We start from the raw sequence: 25,827 nt of genomic DNA, 5'->3' as shown, positions 1-25,827 counted from the left end.
AACTCCTTATCTTACAGTCTGATGATCTGTTTGGTTTTACTTGATTCAAGGGCTCCCAGGACCACCTGAAGTGATTTCATGGCTTCTTCACCCGGGACAGCTGCGGGAAGGTCCTCTACGACTGACGTCACGAATCGATCGATGACTCCCGATGCAGACTGACCGCCGTCATCGTTCGTCTGGATCCCACCCAGTTCATATTTGACGACCTCACCCGTTGAATACTGGACGACAAGGGAATTGACAGGATCTTCTTCAAGTCGAAGGACGGCTTTTTCACCATAAATGACGGTCGAATTATCTTCCTTTTGATAGGACCAGCTTGCAGCGAGGGTCCCGATGGTCCCGCTCTCCGTTTTCAACACGCATACGGCCGTATCATCGACATCTGCATTTTCTTTGGAAGACGTTTCAACGAATGCGCCTACTTCCACGAATTCTTCACCGAGGATATATCGCATAAGATCCGTTTTATGGACCCCAAGATCACCCATGGCACCAATGAAGGCTTCTTCTTTTTTGAAGAACCAGCTATCCTTTCCATCCACGCTCCAGCCTTCAGGACCGCCGTGACCGAATGCGGTGCGGAAGCTGTAAATCTTTCCGGCTTCTCCCTTGGAAATGAGCTCTTTTGCTTTTTGGTGAGATGGGACAAATCGCTGATTGTGTCCGATCATCAGTTTTCGACCGGCTTCATTGGCTGCCACAATCATGGCTTCCGCTTCTTCAGTGGAAGTGGCCATCGGCTTTTCGCATAGCACATGCTTCCCTGCCTTCAATGCATCAACGGATATCGGAGCATGAAGGGCATTCGGCGTACAGACGCTCACCGCTTCAATCGACTCATCCTTCAACAAGTCTTTGTAATCCGTATACGCTTTTGCACCAATCTGGTCTGCCATCTCTTCGGCACGGTCTTTTACGATATCGCAAACCGCCACGATTTCTGCATGTTCATTGGCCATATATTCAGGAATATGCCGATGTTTCGCGATGCTGCCGCATCCGATCACACCAATCTTCAATGGTTTCATTTTGCTTCCTCCTTCGCTTTGATCGTTTCAAGTGGCTGTGCATTTCCATAGACAGGTCGGTTCCGGTTCACTGGGGCAGCCCACTTCACTGCATTCGCAATCACCTTTTGAACGTCTTGATGGTAATAGGTAGGATACGTTTCATGCCCTGGACGGAAGTAGAAGATCTTTCCATTCCCACGCTGATACGTACATCCGCTCCTGAAGATTTCTCCTCCTTCAAACCAGCTCACCATCACCAGCTGATCCGGCGCCGGGATGTCAAAGTGTTCGCCGTACATCTCCTCTTTCTCAAGCTCAATGCTTTCCCCGATCCCGTCTGCAATTGGATGGGATGGATCCACGATCCAGATTCGCTCTTTCTCGTCGGCTTCACGCCATTTCAAATCACAGGAAGTGCCCATGAGAGTCTTGAAGATTTTCGAGAAGTGACCGGAGTGAAGAACAATCAGACCCATTCCATCCAGTACCCGTTGCTTCACTCTTTCTACTACTTCGTCACTCACTTCCCCGTGGGCAAGATGCCCCCACCAGATCAATACATCTGTTCCATCAAGAACCTCCTGCGTCAGGCCATGCTCGGGTTCATCCAATGTGGCTGTCCTCACATTGAATGCCTCTTCCAGGAAAGAAGCGATTGCTCCGTGTATTCCTTTAGGATAGATTTCCCTCACCACTGGATTCTGTTGTTCATGACGGTTTTCGTTCCAAACTGTAACATTCATTATTCGATTCCCTCCATTTGTCGTTGTGCAAGCGATTGCCTAAATTGTGCCGGTGTTGCTCCTGTATGCTTCTTGAATACCTTGCTGAAATATTTCTCATTCTGGAATCCCACATCGTGAGCAACCTGGTAGATTTTCACGTAAGGATTGGATAAGAGCTGCTTTGCCTTCTCCACCCTGACCGATGTCAGATAATCCGTAATGGTCACTCCGTATTCCTGTTTGAATCTGCGGGAGATGTACTCCCTGCTCAGATAGAATCGGTCGGCGATTTCCTGAAGGCTTACTTCTTCCACGTAATGCTTCATCAAGAATTGCTCCACTTCCTGCATTGGGTTCTTTTCTTTCTGATACCTGATGTTCGACAGACAGTCGATGAGTTCAAGAAAGTCTTTTCTTTTATCCTCTTTGAACCGATCAACCAAAAAAGATCCGTCCCTTCCCCAATAGTCCGATTCCTCCGGTTTTCTTTCTAGGGATATGCCGTACTCTTTGAGCCAATTTGACCGGAGGAGGTTGAACTGATCATCCCACTCCTTCAGGCGGGCAAGGGTAAGTCCCTCTTTCCTATTTAAGGCATCCATGATCATCAGTACTTTGGATGAGAGCTTATCTTTATCTCCAGCTTGGATGAGAAGCTTCAACTCCGCCGAATAATCGAAAAGGTGGGGAGGCTCTGACTTCCTCTCAATCTTGGATACAACCGCCGCCTTCCCGGTCAAATCCTTTCCAAAGTGGATGGCCAGTGCTGCTTGATACGCTTCATGCATTCGGGTGGAAACCATTCCGATGGCCATGGTGATCTGCACACTGCTATATTGATAGATTCGCTCGGTCAATTGACGGAGCCTGCTCTCTGCATCATCTATATCCCAGAGGAGGATGGCAATCTCATCATCTGAATGTGTATGGCGGAAACAGACCCCGATATCCTTGCTCCTAAGCCACTCATTGCAAATATTCATCACTGTAAAAACCGTCAGTTCGCGATCGCCTTGAAAGACGTGTCGGATCATGGGTTTCACTGAAAAGATCGCAATACGCTTTTCACAGTCCATCAGCGATCGTCCATGCTCCTTGAGAAATTCCTTCTCCGCTGAAGGAGGGACAAAGGATTGACGGCACAGAGTCGAAAGCAAGTGATCCCAGTACCGGGGTTTCACTTCGTTCATGGCCTGCTTCTCCTCCGCTTCCGAACGACGATGATCTCTCCATTCCTTCACAGCCCTCTCGAGGGTTTCATTCAGTATATCGGGCTCGATGGGCTTCAAGAGATAATCGAAGCTCTTATAATGAATGGCATTCCTCATCAATTCAAAGTCATCATGTCCGCTTACGACGATGGTTTTACTTCGGATACCTGCCGTGTGGATCCATTTCAACAGGCTGATTCCGTCTCTCTTGGGCATGCGCATATCAGTGAAGATGATTTCCGGACGGTGCTTTTGGATCAGTTCGACGGCTTCCTCCCCATCCTCTGCTTCCATGACCGTATCGATTCCATGGACTGCCCAATCAGCAAGGAGGATCAACCCCTCTCGCACGTGCTTCTCATCATCCACGATGATGGCTTTCATCGGCTTCACCCTCCCATTGCAGCGGTACTTCGATTCTAACCATGAATCCTTCCTCATCCAGATTCTTTAGCAAAAGAGCAGCCTTCCCGCCATAGTACAGCTCCAATCGAACATACACGTTTTTCAATCCGATATGCCCTTCTGTCTTTTTTGATGGGTCGTACAATTGCTTTTCAATCTCTTCAAGCCTTTGTTCCGGAATGCCTCCCCCATTATCCTTCACCATGATGATCAGCTGATCTTCTTCACGTCGGCAATCCAGGGTAATGACGCCTGCCCCGTTTCTCACGTCGAAACCATGCTTGAAGTAGTTTTCTATGATGGGCTGCAGGATCATCTTGGGGACGGAGACTTCCTTTACGTCTTCATGAACAAGGATGTCGTATCTGAGCTGATCTCCGAAGCGTTCTTTCTGCAGGAGAAGATAAGCAGTCGCATAGGTGATTTCCTTATGAAGGGGAACGACGTCTTCCTGCATATCCATCCCGTATCTCATGATTTTAGAAAGATGGGTCACAAGGGAGTAAATGTGCGGGACATGATTCTTCAAGCCGAGTGTACCGATTGATTGGAGTGCATTGTACAGAAAGTGCGGATTGATCTGTGACTGGAGCATCTTCAATTGACTGGTGCGGTTCTCAAGCTCAAGCTTATACTCCCGGTTGATAAGTTGATTGATCCTGTCTACCATTTGATGAAACCTTCTGCTCAGGACCCCGATTTCATCCTCGCTATATGTCTCGGCCTTCACCTTCATATTACCGCTTTCAACCTGCTGGATGGATTGCAGGAGCCCACGGATGGGTGAGGTGATCCTGAATGAAACAAACAGGGTGGCCAAGACCACCAGCCCAAGCCCGATGACCCCAAAGAGGATATTGATCTTCGCTACATTAAAAGCGCTTTCATATAAATCTGCATAAGCAACACGTTTGACGAGGAACCACCCTCCTGCAGAAGGTGACAGGCGATCGTACATGATCACCCCATTGAAGTCATCCCTCTTCCACTCGATGGTTCCCGCCTCTTTCTCTTCACCGATGACCTCTTGAATCCATTGCTGCTTATCCGATATCTCGGCATCGGAACTGTAGATCATATCCCCATGCGGTGATAGAACATAAAACTCTTCAGATTCACTATTGTACATATTACGGCTGAGATCGATGATTTTATCCGGAGCGATATCGAGTGATATGTAGGCAAGGACGTCATTATCCGGGATGTTCCGGAATGCACGATGGATCGTCACGATTTCCTTTGAGCGCCTGATTTTCTCCTCCTGCTGGCTATAAGCAGGTTCAATATACATATTGAATGGACTCTGGGCAGCCTTCAGAAAAGAAGCCTCATCTTCTTCGGGTATCCCCCTTGAGAATACGACATTGGTCCGCCTGGTTGCCGAGATGAACCGGTCTTCGTCAAGAAAAGAGATCTTGACCCCGTTGATCGTATCACCAGTGTAAAGGATGGTCTGCATTACATTCTTCACCATCCCGATGGTCAGATAGCCATGGTCTTTGTCGGGGGATTTCATATAATTGATAAAGTCTGGATTGTTATAGAGGGAGAGGGACAAATCATTCAATTCTCCGATATAGCCTTCAAGATTCACCTTCCCCTGGTAAAGCAAGTTGCTGCTCTCTTTCACCACCTGGTCTTCCATGGAATCCTTTGTATAGAGATAGGTGACAATGATCGAAGAGCCAAAGGGCAGGATCGTCGTAATCATCAATAAGAAAATGAGCTTATTGCGGATGCTTCCCTTCAACATCGGTCCAGGCCCCCCGAAACTTGCTTATAAAATAGTATAAATCTTCCCTCCTCCTATTTGAAAGGGTTTTCTAAAAAAATATTTTAAAATACTGATAGAGGGGATAAAAAATGGAAAGCACCCATGACCAGTGCTTTCCATTCCTCTCTTACTTCAGGTTATCCCATGTTTTCTGGAATCGATCCAGGACTGTATCATAATCGATCTTGCCTGCAGCATATTCCTGAATGGTAGCAGCGAATTCCTTATTCGCTCCATCCGGCCATTGGAACCATGTCCAAGGGATTGTCTTCTCATCCTTCGAGTACGTCAGGATGGATTCACCAAGGTCTCCCAATCCATTCGGTTCGATGTTATCGAAAGCCGGAATGAAGGCAAACTCTTCTGTGATATAACGTTTACCTGTTTCAGATGAAACCATCCACTCCAGGAACATCTTCGCTTCATCCAGATGCTTGGAGTTTTTATTGAGTACCCAGTTGTTCGGTACCCCTACAGGAAGACGGTCGGCACTCTCATCATTGTCCAGTGGAATCGGCAGGAAGCCCATGTTGATATCAGGATTGACTTCGGTGATCATATTTTCTGTCCAGTTCCCTTGCTGAAGCATCGCAGTTTCCCCTGATGCAAAGAGCGTCACCTGGGTGTTATAATCCGTCGTCAGTGGATTATCGTTGGCATTCTTGATTTCTGCATCCAGTACACTCTTAAACTCTTTAAACTTGTCATTATCCTTGAATGTTTCTGTTCCATCATATAATCCTTTGATGAACGCATCGGGATCCTCCTGCTGGGCAAACGGGATATTCAGCAGATGCTGTCCGATGACCCACCATTCGCCATAACCGGCTGAAAACGGCGTGATATCCTTGGCTTTCAATTTCTTTGCTGCATCATTCAGTTCGTCGATAGTTTTTGGTGTTTCCTTTATACCTGCTTTTTCGAAAAGATCTTTGTTATAAATGAACCCGTACCCTTCTAGGTTGACCGGCATCCCGTATAGCTTGCCATCCTCATCAGTCATCGGGACTTTACCGATTGGAAGAACATGATCGACCCACGGCTCACCTGAAAGGTCTGCAAGCTTCTCTTTCCAGAGATCAAGCTCCTTGAAACCTCCATTGTTGAAAATATCCGGTTCCTCTCCGGAAGCGAATTTCGCTTTCAACGCTGCACCGTAGTCCGCACCTCCTCCTACCGTCTCAAGCTTGATTTTAATATTCGGATGCTCTGCTTCAAATTCCTTGATCATTTCTTGAAGTTGATCGGCGATTTCAACCTTGAATTGGAAGAAATTCAGGGTCACCACATCCCCGTCACTCTTCCCTCCTGAACCCGAAGAGCCTTTGGATGAACAGCCTGCAATGCTCCCAAACACCAGAATCAACGACATGCTTAACAGCAGAATACGTTTCACTAGATTCGACCTCCCCATTCTTCTTATAAATTTTATATAATTTTCTGCATGGAATATACAGAAAGTTTATATCTACTTGATTGATCCTGATGCAATCCCTTTAATGATATGCTTCTGAAGGAACAGGAAGAAAATGATGACCGGTGTGATCCCGAGGACCAAAGCGGCAAGTCCCATGTCCCATTGCTTTGTATACTGTGCAAAGAATGAGCTGGCAGCAAGCGGGATCGTACGGAGCTCTGCATCCTGCAGAACCAGGAGCGGAAGAAGATAATCATTCCATATCCAGAGCGTATTCAGAATGACGACGGTGACGGTGATAGGCTTCAATAGGGGGAAGACAATCCTCCAGAAGACACCGAATGAACTGCATCCATCCATCATGGCCGACTCCTCGATCTCTACCGGCACCGTCTTGACAAAGCCATGGTACAGGAATAGCGACAGAGGGACGCCGAAACCGAAATACATGAGGATCAATCCCGGTATACTGTTAGTCAGACCCAGTGTCCCACCTACCTTCATCAGGGGAATCATGACCGTTTGGAAAGGAATGACCATGGCTGATACAAATAAGATGAATAGGACCTTACTGAACTTCCCCGGAGTCCTGACCATTTTCCATGCGGCCATGGAGGAAATCAGAACCAGACCGATGTTACTGATCGTGGTGATGATGAAGGAGTTCATGAAGGCACGGGGGAACTGAATGATCTCCCACACCCTTGCATAGTTTGAAAACATGAACTCTTCCGGCCAGGCCGCTGCATCGATCAAGATGGCTGCGAACGGTTTGACCGAATTCACCAGTACGAAGTAAAAGGGAATCATGAAGACGATGGCCAGTGCGATTGCGACAATTTCGAGCAGGAACGTCCTTTTTGTATAGCGGTTTTTCATCATGCCTGGACCTCCTTCCTCTTCGTGATCATCACCTGGACGGTAGTGAATACGGCGACGATGACAAAGAACAGGATCGATTTGGCTGTACCGAGACCGTACCGGTTATTCTGGAATGCTTCTTGATAAATATTGATGGCTACAGACTGGGTGGAGTTGAATGGTCCCCCGCCTGTCAGGGATATATTCAGATCAAAGATCTTGAATGCCATGGAAATCGTCAGGAAGAAGCAAATCGTGAAAGCCGGCAGGATGAGGGGAACAATGATCCTTGTCAACAGCGTCCAGTTCGATGCACCATCAATTTTTGCTGCTTCCAACAAAGATGTATCGACACCTTGCAGGGCTGCTACATATATGACCATCATATAACCGCTGATCTGCCAAGCGAAGACGATGACGATGCCCCAGAAAGCGGTCTTCTCATCTCCAAGCCAAGGCATCTTGAACAGAGAAAGGTCGGTTGCATTTCCCAACGAAGCAAACCCTTTTACAAAGATGAACTGCCAGATGAATCCAAGCAGCAGGCCTCCGATGACATTCGGCAAGAAGAATACGGTCCTCAGGATATTCCTCGTCTTCAAGGCGGCATTCAAGAGAAGGGCAAACCCGAACCCGATCACATTGCTGATCACCACTGCGGCAAACATGAACTTCGTTGTGAACATAAAGGATTGGAAGAACACCTGATCATCGGTGAATATCCGGATATAATTATCGAATCCAACCCACTCCACAGCTGAACTGACCCCGTTCCAAGATGTAAATGAATAATACAGTCCCATCAAGAATGGGATGATCTGAATAACCAGGAAGAACACTAGTGCCGGACCCACGAAGGCACTATAGGTCAATATGTTCTTCCATTTAAGTCCTTTTTTAGGAACAGGCTTCAGCTGTGCTTCTGGCCTGACCGGTCCCGTCTCTATCTTTGGTTCCATCTCTTCTCCCCCTTCGGTCGCGCTTTTTTTCATTATAATGTAAACGCTTACTTTTTATAGTCAACTGAGTTGACATGGATGGGGCACGATATTGACCTCTTTAGGGATCAAAAAAAAGACCCCCGCCTGAGTAAAGCGGGAGTGAGTTATATCTATTATTCACGGTCTAGGGGGAAGTCTCCCATCAATCGGTGGAGCCAGGAGATGCTGAGCTGGAACCACTGTGAGAAATCATCGTCTACCATTGAACGCTGTCCAGCCGATGACAAAGGCTTCCCTAGGGAAAGTCCGTGTACACCATGCTGAAAAATATGAGATTCAAAGGGGACGCCAGCACGGGTGAGGGCCCTTATGAATTCCACCGTATGTTCAACTGGTACAATCCGGTCTTCAAAAGTTGAAAACAAAAAGCTAGGAGGTGTGTTCCCATCAACTTTCTCTTCGAGGGATGGCACCGGGAATGCCAGCACATCCTCAAGGTTTGAAAGAATACAAGGATACCCAAGGATCAGGGCTCTCGGTCTGTAGGTACCCATGGTACCCAGCGAAGCGGCCAGATGCCCCCCAGCGGAAAAGCCGACTACCGCGATACGCTCAGGATCCACTCCTAATTCAGAGGCATGATTCCTGATATAAGCTAAAGCTTCCTCAGCATCCCTGAATGAATCTTCAAACCTCTTGGCTTCTCCTACCGAATAACGTAGGGTGAATGCATGATAGCCTTCTGACAAGTATGCCATGGCTACAGGCTCTGCCTCCCGGTCGGATGTATAGTAATACCCTCCTCCCGGCAGGATCAGAACGGCAGGACGGGTGGTAATGTTTTTCATACGCTTGGTTGTATCCAATAAATAAGCTGTAAGCGTCGATTGCGGGTTGCTGCTCAACTGGATAGATTGAATGTTCATGCGTTTTCCCCCTAATGATCTATACGTTATGTCCAGTATATAAGGAGACGGATGGGGTTTCCAGATATTCTCTCCTGCAATACAAAAAAAGACTTCCAACAAATCTGTTGGAAGTCTGAATATGTAAGATGGAGCGGGTGATGGGAATCGAACCCACGACATCAGCTTGGAAGGCTGAGGTTTTACCATTAAACTACACCCGCTTATGGTACCGGTGGCCGGGGTCGAACCGGCACTCCTTACGGAACACGATTTTGAGTCGTGCGCGTCTGCCTATTCCGCCACACCGGCAAGCGTCTAAAAACAATATGGAGGCGGCAACCGGATTTGAACCGGTGATAGAGGTTTTGCAGACCTCTGCCTTACCACTTGGCTATGCCGCCATTTTTCTATGGAGCGGAAGACGGGATTCGAACCCGCGACCCCCACCTTGGCAAGGTGGTGTTCTACCACTGAACTACTTCCGCACTACTGGGCTAGCTGGATTCGAACCAACGCATGTCGCAGTCAAAGTGCGATGCCTTACCGCTTGGCTATAGCCCACTGTTAGTATATGACACACAGAGAAAAATGTGACAAAAATATGGGGCGACTGATGGGAATCGAACCCACGAATGCCGGAACCACAATCCGGTGCGTTAACCACTTCGCCACAATCGCCATGGCAGGGGCAGCAGGAATCGAACCCGCACCAAAGGTTTTGGAGACCTTCGTTCTACCGTTAAACTATGCCCCTGTACTAAATGGTGGAGGGGGGCAGATTCGAACTGCCGAACCCGAAGGAGCGGATTTACAGTCCGCCGCGTTTAGCCACTTCGCTACCCCTCCAGCTAAAAAAATCAGTGGTGCCGGCAAGAGGACTTGAACCCCCAACCTACTGATTACAAGTCAGTTGCTCTACCAGTTGAGCTACACCGGCACAAAAAAATGGTGGCTCAGGACGGAATCGAACCGCCGACACATGGATTTTCAGTCCATTGCTCTACCAACTGAGCTACTGAGCCATTGCATATTTTTATTAAAAATGAAAAATGGCGGTCCGGACGGGACTCGAACCCGCGACCTCCTGCGTGACAGGCAGGCATTCTAACCAACTGAACTACCGGACCAACTTTTTTTCGCATTAGCGAAAATAAAGATCAATGTTCTTTTAATAGCAAATATGCTATCAATGTCACTACATCCCAATCCTCTCGGATCAAAACGGTATTGCGGGGACAGGATTTGAACCTGCGACCTTCGGGTTATGAGCCCGACGAGCTACCGAACTGCTCCACCCCACGACGATAAAAGTTTGATTCCATTCTTTAACCTGTTAAGTTCAAGAACGCATGGAACGTTTTTTTCACTACGCTTCGCTTCGTGAAAAAACAATGGTGGAGGATGACGGGATCGAACCGCCGACCCTCTGCTTGTAAGGCAGATGCTCTCCCAGCTGAGCTAATCCTCCACTGATTCTTTCTGTTTGAAAATGGTGACCCGTACGGGATTCGAACCCGTGTTACCGCCGTGAAAGGGCGGTGTCTTAACCGCTTGACCAACGGGCCTTATATGGCGGAGAGCAAGGGATTTGAACCCTTGAGACAGCTATAAACCGCCTACACGATTTCCAATCGTGCTCCTTCGGCCACTCGGACAGCTCTCCATATAATGGCTCCACAGGCAGGACTCGAACCTGCGACCGATCGGTTAACAGCCGATAGCTCTACCACTGAGCTACTGTGGAATGTACCGCCTGGCGACGTCCTACTCTCGCAGGGGGAGATCCCCCAACTACCATCGGCGCTGAAGAGCTTAACTTCCGTGTTCGGCATGGGAACGGGTGTGACCTCTTCGCCAATGTCACCAGACTATGTGCGTCCTTCAAAAGGACAAGTATTATTATACCGCATCTTCGCGGTAATTTCAAGGTTTTTTTTATACTTTATGTATACTTATTCCCTGAAAACTAGATAAAGGGTTGATAGTCAATCATTACCGGCGTATCGTCCAGTCCGGGAGACGCGAAGCGCCTCCTTCGTCTTACTTTGGTTAAGTCCTCGATCGATTAGTATCAGTCAGCTCCATGTGTCGCCACACTTCCACCTCTGACCTATCTACCTGATCATCTTTCAGGGATCTTACTCACATAAAGTGATGGGAAATCTCATCTCGAGGGGGGCTTCATGCTTAGATGCTTTCAGCACTTATCCCTTCCGCACATAGCTACCCAGCGATGCCTTTGGCAAGACAACTGGTACACCAGCGGTGCGTCCATCCCGGTCCTCTCGTACTAAGGACAGCTCCTCTCAAATTTCCTGCGCCCACGACGGATAGGGACCGAACTGTCTCACGACGTTCTGAACCCAGCTCGCGTACCGCTTTAATGGGCGAACAGCCCAACCCTTGGGACCGACTACAGCCCCAGGATGCGATGAGCCGACATCGAGGTGCCAAACCTCCCCGTCGATGTGGACTCTTGGGGGAGATAAGCCTGTTATCCCCGGGGTAGCTTTTATCCGTTGAGCGATGGCCCTTCCATGCGGAACCACCGGATCACTAAGCCCGACTTTCGTCCCTGCTCGACTTGTAGGTCTCGCAGTCAAGCTCCCTTGTGCCTTTACACTCTGCGAATGATTTCCAACCATTCTGAGGGAACCTTTGGGCGCCTCCGTTACTCTTTAGGAGGCGACCGCCCCAGTCAAACTGCCCACCTGACACTGTCTCCCACCCCGATAAGGGGCGCGGGTTAGAATGTCAACACAGCCAGGGTAGTATCCCACCGACGCCTCCACCGAAGCTAGCGCTCCGGCTTCCAAGGCTCCTACCTATCCTGTACAAGCTGTGCCAAAATTCAATATCAGGCTACAGTAAAGCTCCACGGGGTCTTTCCGTCCTGTCGCGGGTAACCTGCATCTTCACAGGTACTATAATTTCACCGAGTCTCTCGTTGAGACAGTGCCCAGATCGTTACGCCTTTCGTGCGGGTCGGAACTTACCCGACAAGGAATTTCGCTACCTTAGGACCGTTATAGTTACGGCCGCCGTTTACTGGGGCTTCGATTCGCACCTTCGCTTGCGCTAAGCACTCCTCTTAACCTTCCAGCACCGGGCAGGCGTCAGCCCCTATACTTCGCCTTACGGCTTCGCAGAGACCTGTGTTTTTGCTAAACAGTCGCCTGGGCCTATTCACTGCGGCTCTCTCGGGCTTGCACCCTACCAGAGCACCCCTTCTCCCGAAGTTACGGGGTCATTTTGCCGAGTTCCTTAACGAGAGTTCTCTCGCTCACCTTAGGATTCTCTCCTCGCCTACCTGTGTCGGTTTGCGGTACGGGCACCATCTTCCTCGCTAGAGGCTTTTCTTGGCAGTGTGGAATCAGGAACTTCGCTACTATAATTCGCTCGCTATCACAGCTCAGCCTTCACGATGATGGGATTTGCCTCATCATCAGCCTAACTGCTTAGACGCACATATCCAGCAGTGCGCTTACCCTATCCTCCTGCGTCCCCCCATTGCTCAAATGGAAGAAAGGTGGTACAGGAATATCAACCTGTTGTCCATCGTCTACGCCTATCGGCCTCGACTTAGGTCCCGACTAACCCTGAGCGGACGAGCCTTCCTCAGGAAACCTTAGGCATTCGGTGGATGGGATTCTCACCCATCTTTCGCTACTCATACCGGCATTCTCACTTCTAAGCACTCCACCAGTCCTTACGGTCTAGCTTCGCAGTCCTTAGAACGCTCTCCTACCACTGACACCAAACGGTGTCAATCCACAGCTTCGGTGATACGTTTAGCCCCGGTACATTTTCGGCGCAGAGTCACTCGACCAGTGAGCTATTACGCACTCTTTAAATGGTGGCTGCTTCTAAGCCAACATCCTGGTTGTCTAAGCAACTCCACATCCTTTTCCACTTAACGTATACTTTGGGACCTTAGCTGGTGGTCTGGGCTGTTTCCCTTTCGACTACGGATCTTATCACTCGCAGTCTGACTCCCATGGATAAGTCTTTGGCATTCGGAGTTTGTCTGAATTCGGTAACCCGATGAGGGCCCCTAGTCCAAACAGTGCTCTACCTCCAAGACTCTTACAACATGAGGCTAGCCCTAAAGCTATTTCGGAGAGAACCAGCTATCTCCAGGTTCGATTGGAATTTCTCCGCTACCCACACCTCATCCCCGCACTTTTCAACGTGCGTGGGTTCGGACCTCCATCCAGTGTTACCTGGACTTCATCCTGGACATGGGTAGATCACCTGGTTTCGGGTCTACGACCACATACTCATTCGCCCTATTCAGACTCGCTTTCGCTGCGGCTCCGTCTTCTCAACTTAACCTTGCATGGGATCGTAACTCGCCGGTTCATTCTACAAAAGGCACGCCATCACCCGTTAACGGGCTCTGACTACTTGTAGGCACACGGTTTCAGGTTCTATTTCACTCCCCTTCCGGGGTGCTTTTCACCTTTCCCTCACGGTACTGGTTCACTATCGGTCACTAGGGAGTATTTAGCCTTGGGAGATGGTCCTCCCAGCTTCCGACGGGATTTCACGTGTCCCGCCGTACTCAGGATCCACTCAAGAGGGAACGAAGTTTCGACTACAGGGTTGTTACCTTCTTTGACGAGCCTTTCCAGACTTCTTCGTCTACCCCGTTCCTTTGTAACTCCGTATAGAGTGTCCTACAACCCCAAGAGGCAAGCCTCTTGGTTTGGGCTAATCCCGTTTCGCTCGCCGCTACTCAGGGAATCGCATTTGCTTTCTCTTCCTCCAGGTACTTAGATGTTTCAGTTCCCTGGGTCTGCCTTCCATGCTCTATGTATTCAAGCAAGGATACTGTTCCATTACGAACAGTGGGTTCCCCCATTCGGAAATCTTCGGATCAGCTCACTTACAGCTCCCCGAAGCATATCGGTGTTAGTCCCGTCCTTCGTCGGCTCCTAGTGCCAAGGCATCCACCGTGCGCCCTTATTAACTTAACCGAATTGGTTAAAAACCTAAAATGGCGATACTCGGTAATTTCTTGACTATCAATAAAACTTTATCTAGTTTTCAAAGAACAATATAATGATGGAAGTTTCTTTTACTCCGCTTGCGCTTCGTAAAAAAACCAATTAAACCATCAAAACTGAACAAAACTTCGACGTCGTCAAACGTTTTAGTAAATCTTCCTTAGAAAGGAGGTGATCCAGCCGCACCTTCCGATACGGCTACCTTGTTACGACTTCACCCCAATCATCTGTCCCACCTTAGGCGGCTGGCTCCAAAAGGTTACCTCACCGACTTCGGGTGTTACAAACTCTCGTGGTGTGACGGGCGGTGTGTACAAGGCCCGGGAACGTATTCACCGCGGCATGCTGATCCGCGATTACTAGCGATTCCAGCTTCATGTAGGCGAGTTGCAGCCTACAATCCGAACTGAGAACGGTTTTATGGGATTGGCTAAACCTCGCGGTCTTGCAGCCCTTTGTACCGTCCATTGTAGCACGTGTGTAGCCCAGGTCATAAGGGGCATGATGATTTGACGTCATCCCCACCTTCCTCCGGTTTGTCACCGGCAGTCATCTTAGAGTGCCCAACTGAATGCTGGCAACTAAGATCAAGGGTTGCGCTCGTTGCGGGACTTAACCCAACATCTCACGACACGAGCTGACGACAACCATGCACCACCTGTCACTCTGTCCCCCGAAGGGGAAAGCCCTATCTCTAGGGTTGTCAGAGGATGTCAAGACCTGGTAAGGTTCTTCGCGTTGCTTCGAATTAAACCACATGCTCCACCGCTTGTGCGGGCCCCCGTCAATTCCTTTGAGTTTCAGTCTTGCGACCGTACTCCCCAGGCGGAGTGCTTAATGCGTTAGCTGCAGCACTAAAGGGCGGAAACCCTCTAACACTTAGCACTCATCGTTTACGGCGTGGACTACCAGGGTATCTAATCCTGTTTGCTCCCCACGCTTTCGCGCCTCAGTGTCAGTTACAGACCAGAAAGTCGCCTTCGCCACTGGTGTTCCTCCAAATATCTACGCATTTCACCGCTACACTTGGAATTCCACTTTCCTCTTCTGCACTCAAGTTCCCCAGTTTCCAATGACCCTCCACGGTTGAGCCGTGGGCTTTCACATCAGACTTAAGAAACCACCTGCGCGCGCTTTACGCCCAATAATTCCGGACAACGCTTGCCACCTACGTATTACCGCGGCTGCTGGCACGTAGTTAGCCGTGGCTTTCTGGTTAGGTACCGTCAAGGCGCCGCCCTATTCGAACGGCACTTGTTCTTCCCTAACAACAGAGTTTTACGATCCGAAAACCTTCTTCACTCACGCGGCGTTGCTCCGTCAGACTTTCGTCCATTGCGGAAGATTCCCTACTGCTGCCTCCCGTAGGAGTCTGGGCCGTGTCTCAGTCCCAGTGTGGCCGATCACCCTCTCAGGTCGGCTACGCATCGTCGCCTTGGTGAGCCATTACCTCACCAACTAGCTAATGCGCCGCGGGTCCATCTGTAAGTGATAGCCGAAGCCACCTTTCAACCTTCCCCCATGCGGGGGTAGGTGTTATCCGGTATTAGCCCCGGTTTCCCGGAGTTATCCCAGTCTTACAGGCAGGTTACCCACGTGTTACTCACCCGTCCGCCGCTGATCTCAGGGAGCAAGCTCCCATCGATCCGCTCGACTTGCATGTATTAGGCACGCCGCCAGCGTTCGTCCTGAGCCAGGATCAAACTCTCCATAAAAAGTTTGAATAGCTCTTTTAAAAATAAATCTAGAATTAACGTTGACGTGTTTGTCTTGTTTTGTTCAGTTTTCAAGGTTCAAATAGATTGTAAGCGCTTCGTTTCTCTCTGAAGCGACCTTTTAATCTTATCAAGTTGTCGTTCGTTTGTCAACAACTTTTTTTGTTTTATTAGGTCGCCACTGACCGTTTTTGCTTTCGTTCAGCGGCGACTTAACTACTATATCAAGCCGTATAAAAGAAGTCAACACAAATTAATATTTTAATATAATTATTTTTTAACCCTGTAATATCTATGGTAAATCCCCTGTCCTTTGGTTTCCACATCAACCACCTCGATGAAGCCCTTATCCGTCAGATACTCGATCATCATGCTCAGATCCACAGAATAATGTTTGGCTCCTTCATTATTCAAGAGTTCCTGGAATGTCCAATACTCTTTTTGCTCCAGTATGCTGATGAGGTGTTCTGAAGCTACCTTCATCCTCGAATGGATAAGGAATTCACTTGCCAGGAAAAGCAGCTCCAGACGCTTGTCGATTTCCTCATCGCTCGTCACCAGCTCTTCATACAACTTGTAAATTTCCGGTTCGATCTGCTTGACCTGATTCCACACGGTCACTTCAGGATGGAATCCATGCTCGATGACAGAGAGTCTTGCAAGGTGATGAAGGGAATGGACAATATGATTATAGGCATCAAGGTAATGCTTACTCTCGAAGAATACTTTTCCATCCATATATCGTCTGATCAGTTTGGCAAACTCAAGACCCATTTTGATTTTCCTTCCATAGAAAGGGAAATCTCTCAGTTCGATCTTCAGATTCTGGATGAACTCATTCCGATCAAATAATACTTTCCCATTGAAAATCCAGTCGATGACTTTACGGTTGGAACCAAGCAGGATCCATTCCCGGAGCTTTTCCTCCGTCACCACGTGCAGGGCTGCTTTTTGATCTTTATAGGAATAATGCTTGATGAAGACAGGCTCTTCTGCCTCCTTCACCACAAGGAACAGGACGATATCAAAGGTATCGGTCAAGGGGCTGAATTTGTTGCTCTGTTCTACCAACAGGGCGCCCAGCGTATTAGGGTGACTGGTACGCTCCTGGTATATCGGTCTTAAAATGTCTTCCATTGCTTACTCCTCCACATCAATCATTGGTTGGTAACTATTTCGACATGAACACTGGATTTCCTTCTGTAATTATAGTCATTTTTCGACAAACGTCATTCCCGTCCCCCGTTCCATCCTGATTATGGTATAGTATTTTTTTAGGAGGGGGATGGAGATGGCAAAGAAGTATTCTAGCAAAATCAATAAAATCCGGACCTTTGCGTTAAGCTTGGTTTTCATCGGATTCATCATTATGTATGTAGGTATCTATTTTAGACAGCACCCGTGGGTCATGACAACCTTCATGCTATTGGGGTTTCTGTCAATCATCGGAAGTACGGTCGTCTACTTCTGGATCGGCATGCTCTCGACGAAGGCCGTCCAAGTGACGTGTCCCAATTGCGGGAAGGTCACGAAGGTGCTCGGGCGTGTCGATATGTGCATGTATTGCAATGAGCCGCTTACGTTGGATCCGAAGCTTGAAGGCGAAGAGTTCAACGAAGACTATAATAAAAAACGCAGCCGATAGGGACCTTAACAGGCCCCTATCTTTTTTTATGATGCGCAACAAAAAAGAATGGTCCGGGTGGGCCATTCTTAATGGGTTTCTTTGTTGATTTTACTGCATTCAGGACATGTTCCGTAAATCTCCATGCGATGACTGTTAACCTTGAATCCCGTCACGTGAGAGGCGAGATGCTCCACTTCATCGAGTCCCGGGTAGTGGAAATCGACAATCTTTCCGCAGCTATCGCAGATGACATGATAGTGTTCCGTGGTGACAAAATCAAAGCGGCTGGACGCATCCCCGTAGGTAAGTTCCTTTACCAGTCCGACTTCACGGAAGACCCGAAGATTGTTATAGACGGTTGCCACACTCATATTAGGGAATTTTCCTTCAAGGGCTTTGTATATGTCATCAGCAGTCGGATGAGCCATTGATTCAATGAGAAACTCTAATATCGCATGACGTTGAGGAGTTATTCGCACTCCCGTTTCCTTCAATGTCGAGATCGCTTCTTTCAATTGGCTTTCGTCAGACATCGTCATGCACCTCTTTTCATAAAAATTATTAGTTTATAATCTTTATAAATAGTGTACTAATGGAGGCGCTGATTGTCAATCCATGCCACCATCAACCATGCAAATTTTTCTCTCCCTCACCCATCTGCTGGTTGATGTATCTCCCTGCCACGAACAGGTAATCAGACAATCGGTTCAGATAGGAGAGAACGAGGGGATTGACCGGTTCATCGATTCCTACCGCTTCCCGCTCAGCCCTCCTCACAATCGTCCTCGCCATGTGAAACGCAGCACCGGAAGGATGGCCACCTGGCAGGATGAAATTCGTCAGCGGAGTGAGCGTACCGTCGAGGGCGTCAATCTGTTCTTCAAGCTCTTTCACATGCTCCTCCTCCAGCTTCCATTTCACTTCCTTGCCCTCGGGGGTGGCAAGCTCCGCTCCTACGTGGAACAGGATCGTCTGCACTTTGTGAAGGAAGGCCTCGAATGAGTCTTTCCCTTCGAAGAATTCATTTTTCATATGGCTTAGTGCCAGTCCAAGCATGGAATTTGCTTCATCGCATGTACCATATGCTTCTACACGCTGATCCTTTTTGGACACCCTGGTACCGTATATAAGGGATGTAGATCCTTTATCCCCGGTCTTTGTATAAATTTTCAACTTAATAACCCCTTTCAGTATCAATGATATTGATAAGCTCTTCACCATTATGATATGCAAGCAGATTGGTTTTAAATATGGAGAGCGCCCTCGGCATATAGTGTTCCGTTATGCTCGACACATGAGGTGTGATGGTGATTGATTCCTCTTCCCAGAAAGGATGATCTGCAGGCAGGGGTTCATCCTTGAATACATCCAGGTAGATCTTCTCAATCAGGTGATCCCCGGCCGCACGGAGGAGTACTTCCTCCTCCACTAGATCCCCCCTCCCGATATTGATGAAGGCGGCGCTCTCTTTCATGGCTTTGAAGTGATCGATTGTCAGCAGGGAGCGTGTCTCCTTCGTACTCGGAAGGACCGAAACGATATAGTCAGCAGATCCAAGGACCTTATCCATCCCTTCAAAGGTGTACATCTCATCGAAATGGTCTTTTGCCTCACCGGATGAATTGATGCCGATCACCTTCATCCCGAATGCTTTTGACAGCCTGGCGACCTCCCCTCCGATCGCCCCGGCACCGAGCACGAGGAGAACATGATCATGAAGCTCCGTGGAACCGATCCGGCGCGACCACCTCTTTTCTTTCTCCTGATCACCGAGGATTGGGAATTTTTTTGCATGTTGCAGCATCAGGCCCAATGTGAACTCGGCCATTGGGATCTTATGGATTCCCCTTGCATTTGTCACCATGACCCCTTTTTGACGGATGGAATCAAACGGCATCTTCTCCAAGCCGGCAGACGTTACCATGATCCACTTCAACTGCCGACAATTTTCAAGGATTTCAGGGGTCAAGTCCTCCCCCATTGTTACAACAACTTTGGCCACAGTCAGTATTTCCCCAGCTTCCTTCACATTTTTGCAGAAGTGAAATTGCTGATCGGGGAATTCACGCATCAGCTCAACACGGAAATCTTCTTTTGGCTCATATGTAAATACTACATCCATCGCGACACCCACACTCCTTTCTCCCATTTTATCACACCGCCATACAGCCCTCTAATCTCAAGCGGCAAAAAAAAGAGGGCGGTCATTGACCGGCCCTGTCTATGGGAGACTGACTTATTTGAGGAGGTTGCCCTACTCTTACTATATGTACCTGCAGTAAAAGTGAATGGACAAACGCCTCTGAAAAGAAAAATAGGCGATTTCGCTTCAGGAAAGATGCTCTTCGATGTATTGAAGGGCCTCTTCCACATGCCCTTTCACCTTAACTTTCCTCCACTCCTTGGAGAGAGTGCCTTCTTTATCAATGATAAAAGTGGAGCGTTCGATACCCATGTATTCCTTCCCAAAGTTCTTCTTGAGCTTCCACACCCCGTAAGCCTCCGCTACCTTATGATCTTCATCCACAAGAAGTTGGAACGGGAGACCGTGATTCTCGATGAACTTTTCATGGCGTTCGGCCGGATCGGGGCTTACACCGAGGATGACTGCATCAAGCTCTTCAAAATTCTCATGGTGATCACGGAAGTCACAGGCCTCCGTCGTACATCCCGGTGTCATATCTTTCGGATAAAAATAGAGCACGACATTCTTGCCTCTGTAATCGGATAGTTTCACTGTTCCACCATTATTCGCCGTCAGTTCGAATTCCGGTGCCTTCTGACCAACTGTCATTATTGATCCCTCCCTAGGTTTGATTACCGATAGCGTAACCAAAACAGTGATAAAACTCAACTTATTCGATCATCTTTTGGTCGCATGAAGTTTTTAACCACAAAGGCAGCCGGTACCGTATAGCCCAGCCACGATTCTATGAGGGCGACACCCCGGCCGACCCCTACCGGCGTAACATCCCCATATCCAAGAGAAAAGAGCGTCACGCCGCTGAAGTAGATGCTCGTGAAGAAATGTTCAATGAAGGTACCACTGATGGGTGCACCATCTTCCACCAGGATTTGAACTCCCTCAAGATCGAGAAGGAGGTAAATGGCGCCGAAACCAATCATGATGGTCAAGTAGCACATCCCCAGAAAGAAAAAGTGGTGCAGGGAAAAAACGTGGTCCTTTTTCCCACTAGGAGTGAAAAGTGCCCATACGCTCATCATCATGCACAGAAAGATCATTGATCCGATTACATACAGCATCCGCATCCCTCATCCATGAGCTTGTCTTCTAATATGTACGCATCCTCCTGCGAAAACATTCTCCTATCCAGTATTCCCCTATTTGCTAAACCCTGTGGCGCAGTACTACAATAGAGAAGGAAGTTTCAAAGAATACTAGGAGGTTACCATGCAATTTTCTAAATCAGAATCATTACATACAGAAGCCCTGGAGCATATCGTCGGTGGTGTGAATAGCCCATCACGCTCGTATAAAGCAGTCGGCGGCGGGTCTCCCGTCGCGATGGAACGCGGGGAGGGAGCGTATTTCTGGGACGTCGATGGGAATAAGTACATTGACTACCTTGCTGCCTACGGTCCGATCATCACGGGGCACGCTCATCCCCACGTGACTGAAGCCATCAAAACGGCTGCGGAAAACGGGGTACTATACGGTACGCCGACGCGCCATGAAGTCAAGTTTGCGAAAATGATCAAAGAAGCCATGCCTTATATGGATAAAGTACGTTTCGTCAACTCCGGTACAGAAGCCGTCATGACGACCATTCGCGTTGCCCGTGCCTACACAGGCAAAGATAAAGTCATCAAGTTCGCGGGCTGTTACCACGGCCATTCCGACCTTGTCCTTGTGGCAGCAGGTTCAGGTCCGTCCACCCTTGGGACACCGGATTCAGCAGGCGTACCGAAAAGCATCGCCCAGGAAGTGATCACCGTTCCATTCAATGAAATCGGACCTTTCAAAGAAGCGATGGAAAAATGGGGCGACCAGATCGCAGCCGTTCTTGTCGAGCCGATTGTAGGAAACTTCGGGATCGTCGAGCCGAAGGAAGGTTTCCTCGAAGCCATCAATGATATCGCTCACGAAGCCGGCTCCCTTGTGATCTATGACGAAGTCATCACGGCATTCCGCTTCATGTACGGAGGAGCTCAGGACCTTCTCAAAGTGAAGCCCGACCTGACCGCACTCGGAAAGATCATCGGTGGAGGACTTCCGATCGGTGCCTACGGCGGTAAAAAAGAGATCATGGAGCAAGTGGCTCCACTCGGCCCTGCTTATCAGGCTGGAACGATGGCCGGTAATCCAGCATCAATCCTGTCGGGAATCGCCTGCCTAGAAGTACTGCAGGAACAAGGTGTATACGAAAAGCTCGATGCACTCGGCGCCAAGCTTGAAGAGGGAATCCTCGCAGCAGCGAAGAAACACGGTACACCGATTTCCATCAACCGCCTGAAAGGAGCTTTGACCCTTTACTTCACAGAAGAAACAGTAGAGAACTATGAGCAGGCAGAAGCCACAGACGGTGAAATGTTCGCCAGGTTCTTCAAACTTATGCTGAATCAAGGGATCAATCTTGCTCCATCAAAATATGAAGCATGGTTCTTGACCACAGCCCACACAGAAGAAGATATCGATGCGACACTCGTTGCCGTCGATAATGCATTCTCGCAGCTTTGATTACACCAGCCCGTCTCTTACACGAGACGGGCTTTTTTTGATTCAGCCACCCATGATAATCCCACCTCCTTCTTCATATACTAAAGAGCAATACACCCGTTTAATCTCCTTACCAAAGTGGTACTAACCCTAGTAAGAAAAGCCTTGTGATACCAAGCAGCAACCTTCTGAAATAAATTGAAATTGCCTATTGATATTGTACTGAAGTACCTGTATAGTACAGTATTGTTTATTGAAAAAGTCAAGAATGGAAAGGATCTATATACATGAAATTTGGTGCCCGCATCCTCAAGACGGGGATTGCGATCGTTTTGGCTCTCCTTATCTCAGAAATACTGAAACTGCCTGCCCCTGTGTTCGCAGGGATTGCAGCAGTATTCGCCGTACAGCCGACGATCTACCGCTCATACCTGACCATCATTGAGCAGGTCCAGGCAAATCTGGTCGGCGCCGGGATCGCCGTGATCTTTGTATTGATTTTCGGCAGCAGCCCTCTTGTGGTCGGCCTTGCGGTCATTATCGCCATCGCCATCATTTTGAAACTGAAACTGCAAAACACCATCGGCCTGGCTCTTGTCACACTCATCGCCATCATGGAGGTAACCGATCAGGACTTTATTACATTTGCACTCATCCGTTTTTCTACGATCTTGATTGGGGTATTCTCCTCTTTCATCATCAACCTGATCTTCTTGCCACCAAAGTATGAGACAAAGCTATTTCACCGGGTGTCGGATTCCACAGAAGAGATCCTGAAGTGGATCAGGCTCAGCACAAGGCACGCAACCGAATTCCACCTTGTAAAAAAAGATCTGGAGCGTATCAAAGAAAAGCTCATCAAGGTCGATCAGCTTTATCTGCTGTACAAAGAAGAGCGTGAATACTTCAAGCGGAACACGATTGTCAGAAGCCGGAAGCTTGTCATCTTCAGGCAGATGATTTCGTCTACGTACCGCAGCTTTGAAGTGTTAAAAAGGTTAAACCGCTATGAAAACGAAATCTACCAGCTTCCCGATGAACTCCGGGGTGTCATCAAGGCTCAGCTCGATTGTCTCCTGACCTATCATGAACAATTACACCTGAAGTTCCTTGGCAAGATGCATCCCCAAGCTGAATCGGAAGCACAGCAGGATGTTTGTCTTCACCGAAAAGAATTGATGACCATCATGCTGGAGGAAGTCAAACAGCACACCAAAAACGACGATATCCATAATTTCCACCTGCTTCATATCTTCTCTGCCATCTTTGAATACGATGAAAACCTTGAGCATCTGGAGCGATTGATCACAAGCTTCCAGTCGTATCACAAAGAAGATAACGAAGTATCCATCTCGGAAGAAGAAGAAGTATAAAAAAAAGAAGGAGCCGATGCTGTCGGCTCCTTCTTTTTTGTCAATTTTTCATTTTTGGATCAAGCGCATCCCTGAGGCCATCGCCCATGAGATTGAACCCGAGAACCGTCAGCATGATGGCAAGTCCCGGAAAAATCATCGTCCAAGGTGCTTGCAACATGAACGTCCTTGCATCGGCGAGCATCTTCCCCCACTCCGGTTGAGGAGCCTGTGCCCCCAGACCGAGGAAACCAAGGGCGGCCGCTTCGATGATGGCCGTAGCAATAGCCAACGTCCCCTGAACAATGATCGGAGCCATACTGTTCGGGAGGATATGATGCAGCAGGATGCGGTTATCTTTCATGCCGATTGCCTTAGCCGCCATCACATACTCCTCCTGCTTCACGCTCAGCACCCTGGAGCGGACGAGCCTTCCAAAGTTCGGTATGTTGATGATGGCAATGGCGATAAGGGCATTCCTTAAGGATGGCCCGAGTGCCGCAACGACGGCGATGGCCAGGAGGATACTTGGAAATGCGAGCATGATATCAAAGATCCTGGAGATAATCGTATCAACCCAGCGCCCATAATAACCTGCAACAATCCCCAGCAGGCTCCCTGCTACGGCGGAACCGATGACAGCAAAGAATCCAACCCATAGGGAAATCCTTGCTCCGTGGATGATCCTTGAAAGAATATCACGGCCGAAATCATCTGTTCCGAACCAGTGCTCGGAGGACGGTGCCTGAAGCCTTTTCGCCAGGTTCTGCTCATTGATCCCCTGAGGAGCAATAAGAGGAGCCGCTATTGCGAGAATGACAAAGAACAAAACGATGAAGAGACCGATCAGGGCTATTTTATTCTTCCGGAAGCTCTTCCACGCCTCCTTCCACGGAGAAACATGCTCCTCATGAAGAGCAGGACTGAGTTCCTTTTGCGGTTCTGCTATTTCTGCCATAAGAGTTCACCTCTTCCTGTAGATGCTAGTTATATTTAATGCGCGGATCAACAGCCGCATAGAGTAGGTCCACGATAAGATTGATGGTGACAAAGATCATGGCTACGACCAGGATCCCTGACTGAATGACGGGGTAATCCCGATAGGCTATGGCATCGTAAATATAGCGGCCGATACCAGGCCATCCAAAGATTGTTTCCGTCAGGATTGCTCCCCCGAGAAGGAGACCCATCTGTAGCCCGATGACGGTCAGGACCGGAATGATGGCATTCTTCAAAGAATGCTTGTATACAACCCAGAACATCTTCAATCCTTTAGCCCGTGCCGTCCGGATATAATCAGATCTCATGACTTCGAGCATGCTAGATCTCGTCATCCGTGCAATGATAGCCATGGGAATAGTCGCGAGGGCAATCCCCGGTAGGATGAGATGCTTGAAGACATCACCAAATTGATCAAATCTCCCTTGTATCAAGGTGTCGAGCAAATAAAAATTCGTAATCGACGAAACAGGATTCCGGACATTTTCCCGGCCAGATGTAGGAAGCCAGTCAAGCTGAATCCCGAAAACCCACTGCTCCATTAAACCAAGCCAGAAGATCGGAAGCGATACCCCGATCAGAGCGAGGATCATGGCTGTGTAATCAAACCAGGAGTTCTGGAACCACGCACTGATGATTCCTGCATTGACCCCAATGACAACAGCAATGATCATGGCCACGATGGCCAGTTCAGCGGTGGCTGCCAGATACGGCCAGATTTCGGATGAGACCTCTGTCTTCGTTCTGAGGGAATTACCAAGATCACCTGTAAGGAGACCTTTTAGATAGTCAAAATATTGAACATACCAGGCGGTATCAAGTCCAAGCTGATTCCTCAGCTGCTCGATGGCTTCCTTCGAGGCCTGCTGCCCAAGAATGACCTGTGCCGGATCACCAGGAATGGCACGGATGATGAAGAATACAATCAATGTCATCCCCAACAGAACCGGAATCAGCTGCAATAATCTTCGGATGGTGTATTGAAACATCAGTGTTCACCTCTTTTTAAAAGGAATGGTTGCTATGTTTATGAATCCAAAAAGGCAAAGGACGCCTTTCCGGGTTTCTGTCTTATGCTTGTCGGGCCAGATCGAGCGCCCTCCGCTTTTCTTTGTCCAGCTACGGGCGCTTGGCCCTCGAGGTCATAAGCCCGAAATCCAAAAAGGCAAAGGACGCCTTTCCGGATTTC

General features: G+C 48.6%; 19 protein-coding genes, 16 tRNA genes and 3 rRNA genes. 3 read left to right on the top strand and 35 right to left on the bottom strand.

Translation table 11 applies throughout. The features are described from left to right. Positions 1–11 precede the first annotated feature (11 nt). The 28 genes from K6T23_RS07515 to K6T23_RS07380 form a co-directional block, all read right to left on the bottom strand. On the bottom strand, positions 12–1,034 hold the full coding sequence (locus K6T23_RS07515; protein WP_238284077.1) for a Gfo/Idh/MocA family protein: 1,023 nt from the start codon (positions 1,032–1,034) through the stop codon (positions 12–14). Further along, entirely contained in the window at positions 1,031–1,762 is a 732-nt protein-coding gene (locus tag K6T23_RS07510; protein ID WP_238284398.1) for a ThuA domain-containing protein, read from the bottom strand. Before K6T23_RS07510 ends, K6T23_RS07515 begins: the two co-directional genes overlap by 4 nt. Then, the gene (locus K6T23_RS07505) at positions 1,759–3,336 is read right to left on the bottom strand and encodes a response regulator transcription factor (RefSeq protein ID WP_238284076.1); all 1,578 of its coding nucleotides are present in this window, start codon (positions 3,334–3,336) and stop codon (positions 1,759–1,761) included. Before K6T23_RS07505 ends, K6T23_RS07510 begins: the two co-directional genes overlap by 4 nt. Then, complete coding sequence (locus K6T23_RS07500; protein WP_238284075.1) at positions 3,314–5,110, bottom strand: cache domain-containing sensor histidine kinase; 1,797 nt, start codon at positions 5,108–5,110, stop codon at positions 3,314–3,316. The genes K6T23_RS07505 and K6T23_RS07500 overlap by 23 nt, the downstream gene beginning before the upstream one ends. 148 nt (positions 5,111–5,258) lie before the next feature. Next, complete coding sequence (locus K6T23_RS07495) at positions 5,259–6,527, bottom strand: ABC transporter substrate-binding protein (RefSeq protein WP_238284074.1); 1,269 nt, start codon at positions 6,525–6,527, stop codon at positions 5,259–5,261. A gap of 72 nt (positions 6,528–6,599) precedes the next feature. Beyond that, the gene (locus K6T23_RS07490) at positions 6,600–7,427 is read right to left on the bottom strand and encodes a carbohydrate ABC transporter permease (protein ID WP_238284397.1); all 828 of its coding nucleotides are present in this window, start codon (positions 7,425–7,427) and stop codon (positions 6,600–6,602) included. Continuing rightward, the gene (locus K6T23_RS07485) at positions 7,427–8,368 is read right to left on the bottom strand and encodes a carbohydrate ABC transporter permease (RefSeq protein WP_056538318.1); all 942 of its coding nucleotides are present in this window, start codon (positions 8,366–8,368) and stop codon (positions 7,427–7,429) included. The genes K6T23_RS07490 and K6T23_RS07485 overlap by 1 nt, the downstream gene beginning before the upstream one ends. 155 nt (positions 8,369–8,523) lie before the next feature. Then, on the bottom strand, positions 8,524–9,276 hold the full coding sequence (locus tag K6T23_RS07480) for an alpha/beta hydrolase (RefSeq protein WP_187443106.1): 753 nt from the start codon (positions 9,274–9,276) through the stop codon (positions 8,524–8,526). Positions 9,277–9,405: 129 nt separating this feature from the next. Continuing rightward, positions 9,406–9,479, bottom strand: a tRNA-Gly gene (locus tag K6T23_RS07475). A 3-nt stretch (positions 9,480–9,482) separates the two neighbouring features. Beyond that, positions 9,483–9,567, bottom strand: a tRNA-Leu gene (locus tag K6T23_RS07470). 18 nt (positions 9,568–9,585) lie between these two features. Then, a tRNA-Cys gene (locus K6T23_RS07465) sits at positions 9,586–9,659 on the bottom strand. A 9-nt stretch (positions 9,660–9,668) separates the two neighbouring features. Beyond that, positions 9,669–9,743 (bottom strand) — tRNA-Gly (locus tag K6T23_RS07460). 4 nt (positions 9,744–9,747) lie between these two features. After that, a tRNA-Gln gene (locus K6T23_RS07455) sits at positions 9,748–9,819 on the bottom strand. A gap of 41 nt (positions 9,820–9,860) precedes the next feature. Continuing rightward, positions 9,861–9,936, bottom strand: a tRNA-His gene (locus K6T23_RS07450). 2 nt (positions 9,937–9,938) lie between these two features. Next, positions 9,939–10,012, bottom strand: a tRNA-Trp gene (locus K6T23_RS07445). Positions 10,013–10,020: 8 nt separating this feature from the next. After that, positions 10,021–10,104 (bottom strand) — tRNA-Tyr (locus tag K6T23_RS07440). Between the two features lie 15 nt (positions 10,105–10,119). Continuing rightward, a tRNA-Thr gene (locus K6T23_RS07435) sits at positions 10,120–10,195 on the bottom strand. Between the two features lie 9 nt (positions 10,196–10,204). Continuing rightward, positions 10,205–10,280: transfer RNA gene (locus K6T23_RS07430), tRNA-Phe, on the bottom strand. Between the two features lie 28 nt (positions 10,281–10,308). After that, a tRNA-Asp gene (locus K6T23_RS07425) sits at positions 10,309–10,385 on the bottom strand. A gap of 100 nt (positions 10,386–10,485) precedes the next feature. Next, positions 10,486–10,559: transfer RNA gene (locus K6T23_RS07420), tRNA-Met, on the bottom strand. A 91-nt stretch (positions 10,560–10,650) separates the two neighbouring features. After that, positions 10,651–10,726: transfer RNA gene (locus K6T23_RS07415), tRNA-Val, on the bottom strand. A 22-nt stretch (positions 10,727–10,748) separates the two neighbouring features. Then, a tRNA-Glu gene (locus tag K6T23_RS07410) sits at positions 10,749–10,823 on the bottom strand. A gap of 5 nt (positions 10,824–10,828) precedes the next feature. Next, positions 10,829–10,921 (bottom strand) — tRNA-Ser (locus tag K6T23_RS07405). Between the two features lie 6 nt (positions 10,922–10,927). Further along, a tRNA-Asn gene (locus K6T23_RS07400) sits at positions 10,928–11,002 on the bottom strand. Positions 11,003–11,009: 7 nt separating this feature from the next. Beyond that, positions 11,010–11,126: ribosomal RNA gene (gene rrf, locus K6T23_RS07395) — 5S ribosomal RNA — on the bottom strand. A 177-nt stretch (positions 11,127–11,303) separates the two neighbouring features. Beyond that, positions 11,304–14,237, bottom strand: a 23S ribosomal RNA gene (locus tag K6T23_RS07390). A 194-nt stretch (positions 14,238–14,431) separates the two neighbouring features. After that, positions 14,432–15,982: ribosomal RNA gene (locus tag K6T23_RS07385) — 16S ribosomal RNA — on the bottom strand. The 16S, 23S and 5S rRNA genes sit together here with 16 tRNA genes alongside, the layout of an rRNA operon. Before the next feature lie 270 nt (positions 15,983–16,252). Continuing rightward, positions 16,253–17,119: a nucleotidyltransferase-like protein gene (locus K6T23_RS07380; RefSeq protein WP_053427988.1), complete on the bottom strand. Its 867-nt coding sequence runs from the start codon at positions 17,117–17,119 to the stop codon at positions 16,253–16,255. A gap of 154 nt (positions 17,120–17,273) precedes the next feature. Between K6T23_RS07380 and K6T23_RS07375 the strand changes: the two genes are divergently transcribed. Further along, positions 17,274–17,627 carry a YgzB family protein gene (locus tag K6T23_RS07375; protein WP_048007783.1) on the top strand — a complete coding sequence of 118 codons (354 nt, stop codon included), beginning with the start codon at positions 17,274–17,276 and terminating at the stop codon, positions 17,625–17,627. Between the two features lie 68 nt (positions 17,628–17,695). Here the strand turns inward: K6T23_RS07375 and perR are convergent, their stop codons facing one another. The 5 genes from perR to K6T23_RS07350 form a co-directional block, all read right to left on the bottom strand. After that, a complete protein-coding gene (gene perR, locus K6T23_RS07370) occupies positions 17,696–18,148 on the bottom strand; it encodes a peroxide-responsive transcriptional repressor PerR (protein WP_048007782.1) in 453 nt (150 codons plus the stop codon). A gap of 85 nt (positions 18,149–18,233) precedes the next feature. Next, a complete protein-coding gene (locus tag K6T23_RS07365) occupies positions 18,234–18,782 on the bottom strand; it encodes a cob(I)yrinic acid a,c-diamide adenosyltransferase (protein WP_056534618.1) in 549 nt (182 codons plus the stop codon). Between the two features lies 1 nt (position 18,783). Next, on the bottom strand, positions 18,784–19,731 hold the full coding sequence (locus K6T23_RS07360) for a D-2-hydroxyacid dehydrogenase (RefSeq protein WP_238284073.1): 948 nt from the start codon (positions 19,729–19,731) through the stop codon (positions 18,784–18,786). A gap of 207 nt (positions 19,732–19,938) precedes the next feature. Further along, on the bottom strand, positions 19,939–20,403 hold the full coding sequence (gene bcp, locus K6T23_RS07355) for a thioredoxin-dependent thiol peroxidase (protein ID WP_238284072.1): 465 nt from the start codon (positions 20,401–20,403) through the stop codon (positions 19,939–19,941). A 56-nt stretch (positions 20,404–20,459) separates the two neighbouring features. Then, the gene (locus K6T23_RS07350; RefSeq protein WP_235563475.1) at positions 20,460–20,735 is read right to left on the bottom strand and encodes an ion channel; all 276 of its coding nucleotides are present in this window, start codon (positions 20,733–20,735) and stop codon (positions 20,460–20,462) included. A 286-nt stretch (positions 20,736–21,021) separates the two neighbouring features. Here K6T23_RS07350 and K6T23_RS07345 point away from each other — a divergent pair, with 286 nt between their 5' ends. Continuing rightward, positions 21,022–22,308, top strand: a complete 1,287-nt coding sequence (locus K6T23_RS07345; protein ID WP_056534614.1) for a glutamate-1-semialdehyde 2,1-aminomutase — start codon at positions 21,022–21,024, stop codon at positions 22,306–22,308. Positions 22,309–22,574: 266 nt separating this feature from the next. After that, positions 22,575–23,660, top strand: a complete 1,086-nt coding sequence (locus K6T23_RS07340; RefSeq protein ID WP_056534613.1) for an FUSC family protein — start codon at positions 22,575–22,577, stop codon at positions 23,658–23,660. A gap of 40 nt (positions 23,661–23,700) precedes the next feature. Here the strand turns inward: K6T23_RS07340 and nikC are convergent, their stop codons facing one another. Both nikC and K6T23_RS07330 read right to left on the bottom strand, forming a co-directional pair. Continuing rightward, positions 23,701–24,597 (bottom strand): nickel transporter permease, encoded by an 897-nt coding sequence (nikC, locus tag K6T23_RS07335; RefSeq protein WP_056534612.1) that lies wholly within the window; start codon positions 24,595–24,597, stop codon positions 23,701–23,703. A gap of 25 nt (positions 24,598–24,622) precedes the next feature. Next, a complete protein-coding gene (locus K6T23_RS07330) occupies positions 24,623–25,627 on the bottom strand; it encodes an ABC transporter permease (RefSeq protein WP_053427996.1) in 1,005 nt (334 codons plus the stop codon). Positions 25,628–25,827 lie beyond the last annotated feature (200 nt).

Origin of the sequence: Rossellomorea marisflavi, from assembly GCF_022170785.1 — a bacterium.
GTDB classification, from domain to species: domain Bacteria; phylum Bacillota; class Bacilli; order Bacillales; family Bacillaceae_B; genus Rossellomorea; species Rossellomorea marisflavi_B.
This window is presented reverse-complemented; position numbering and strand designations above follow the sequence as displayed.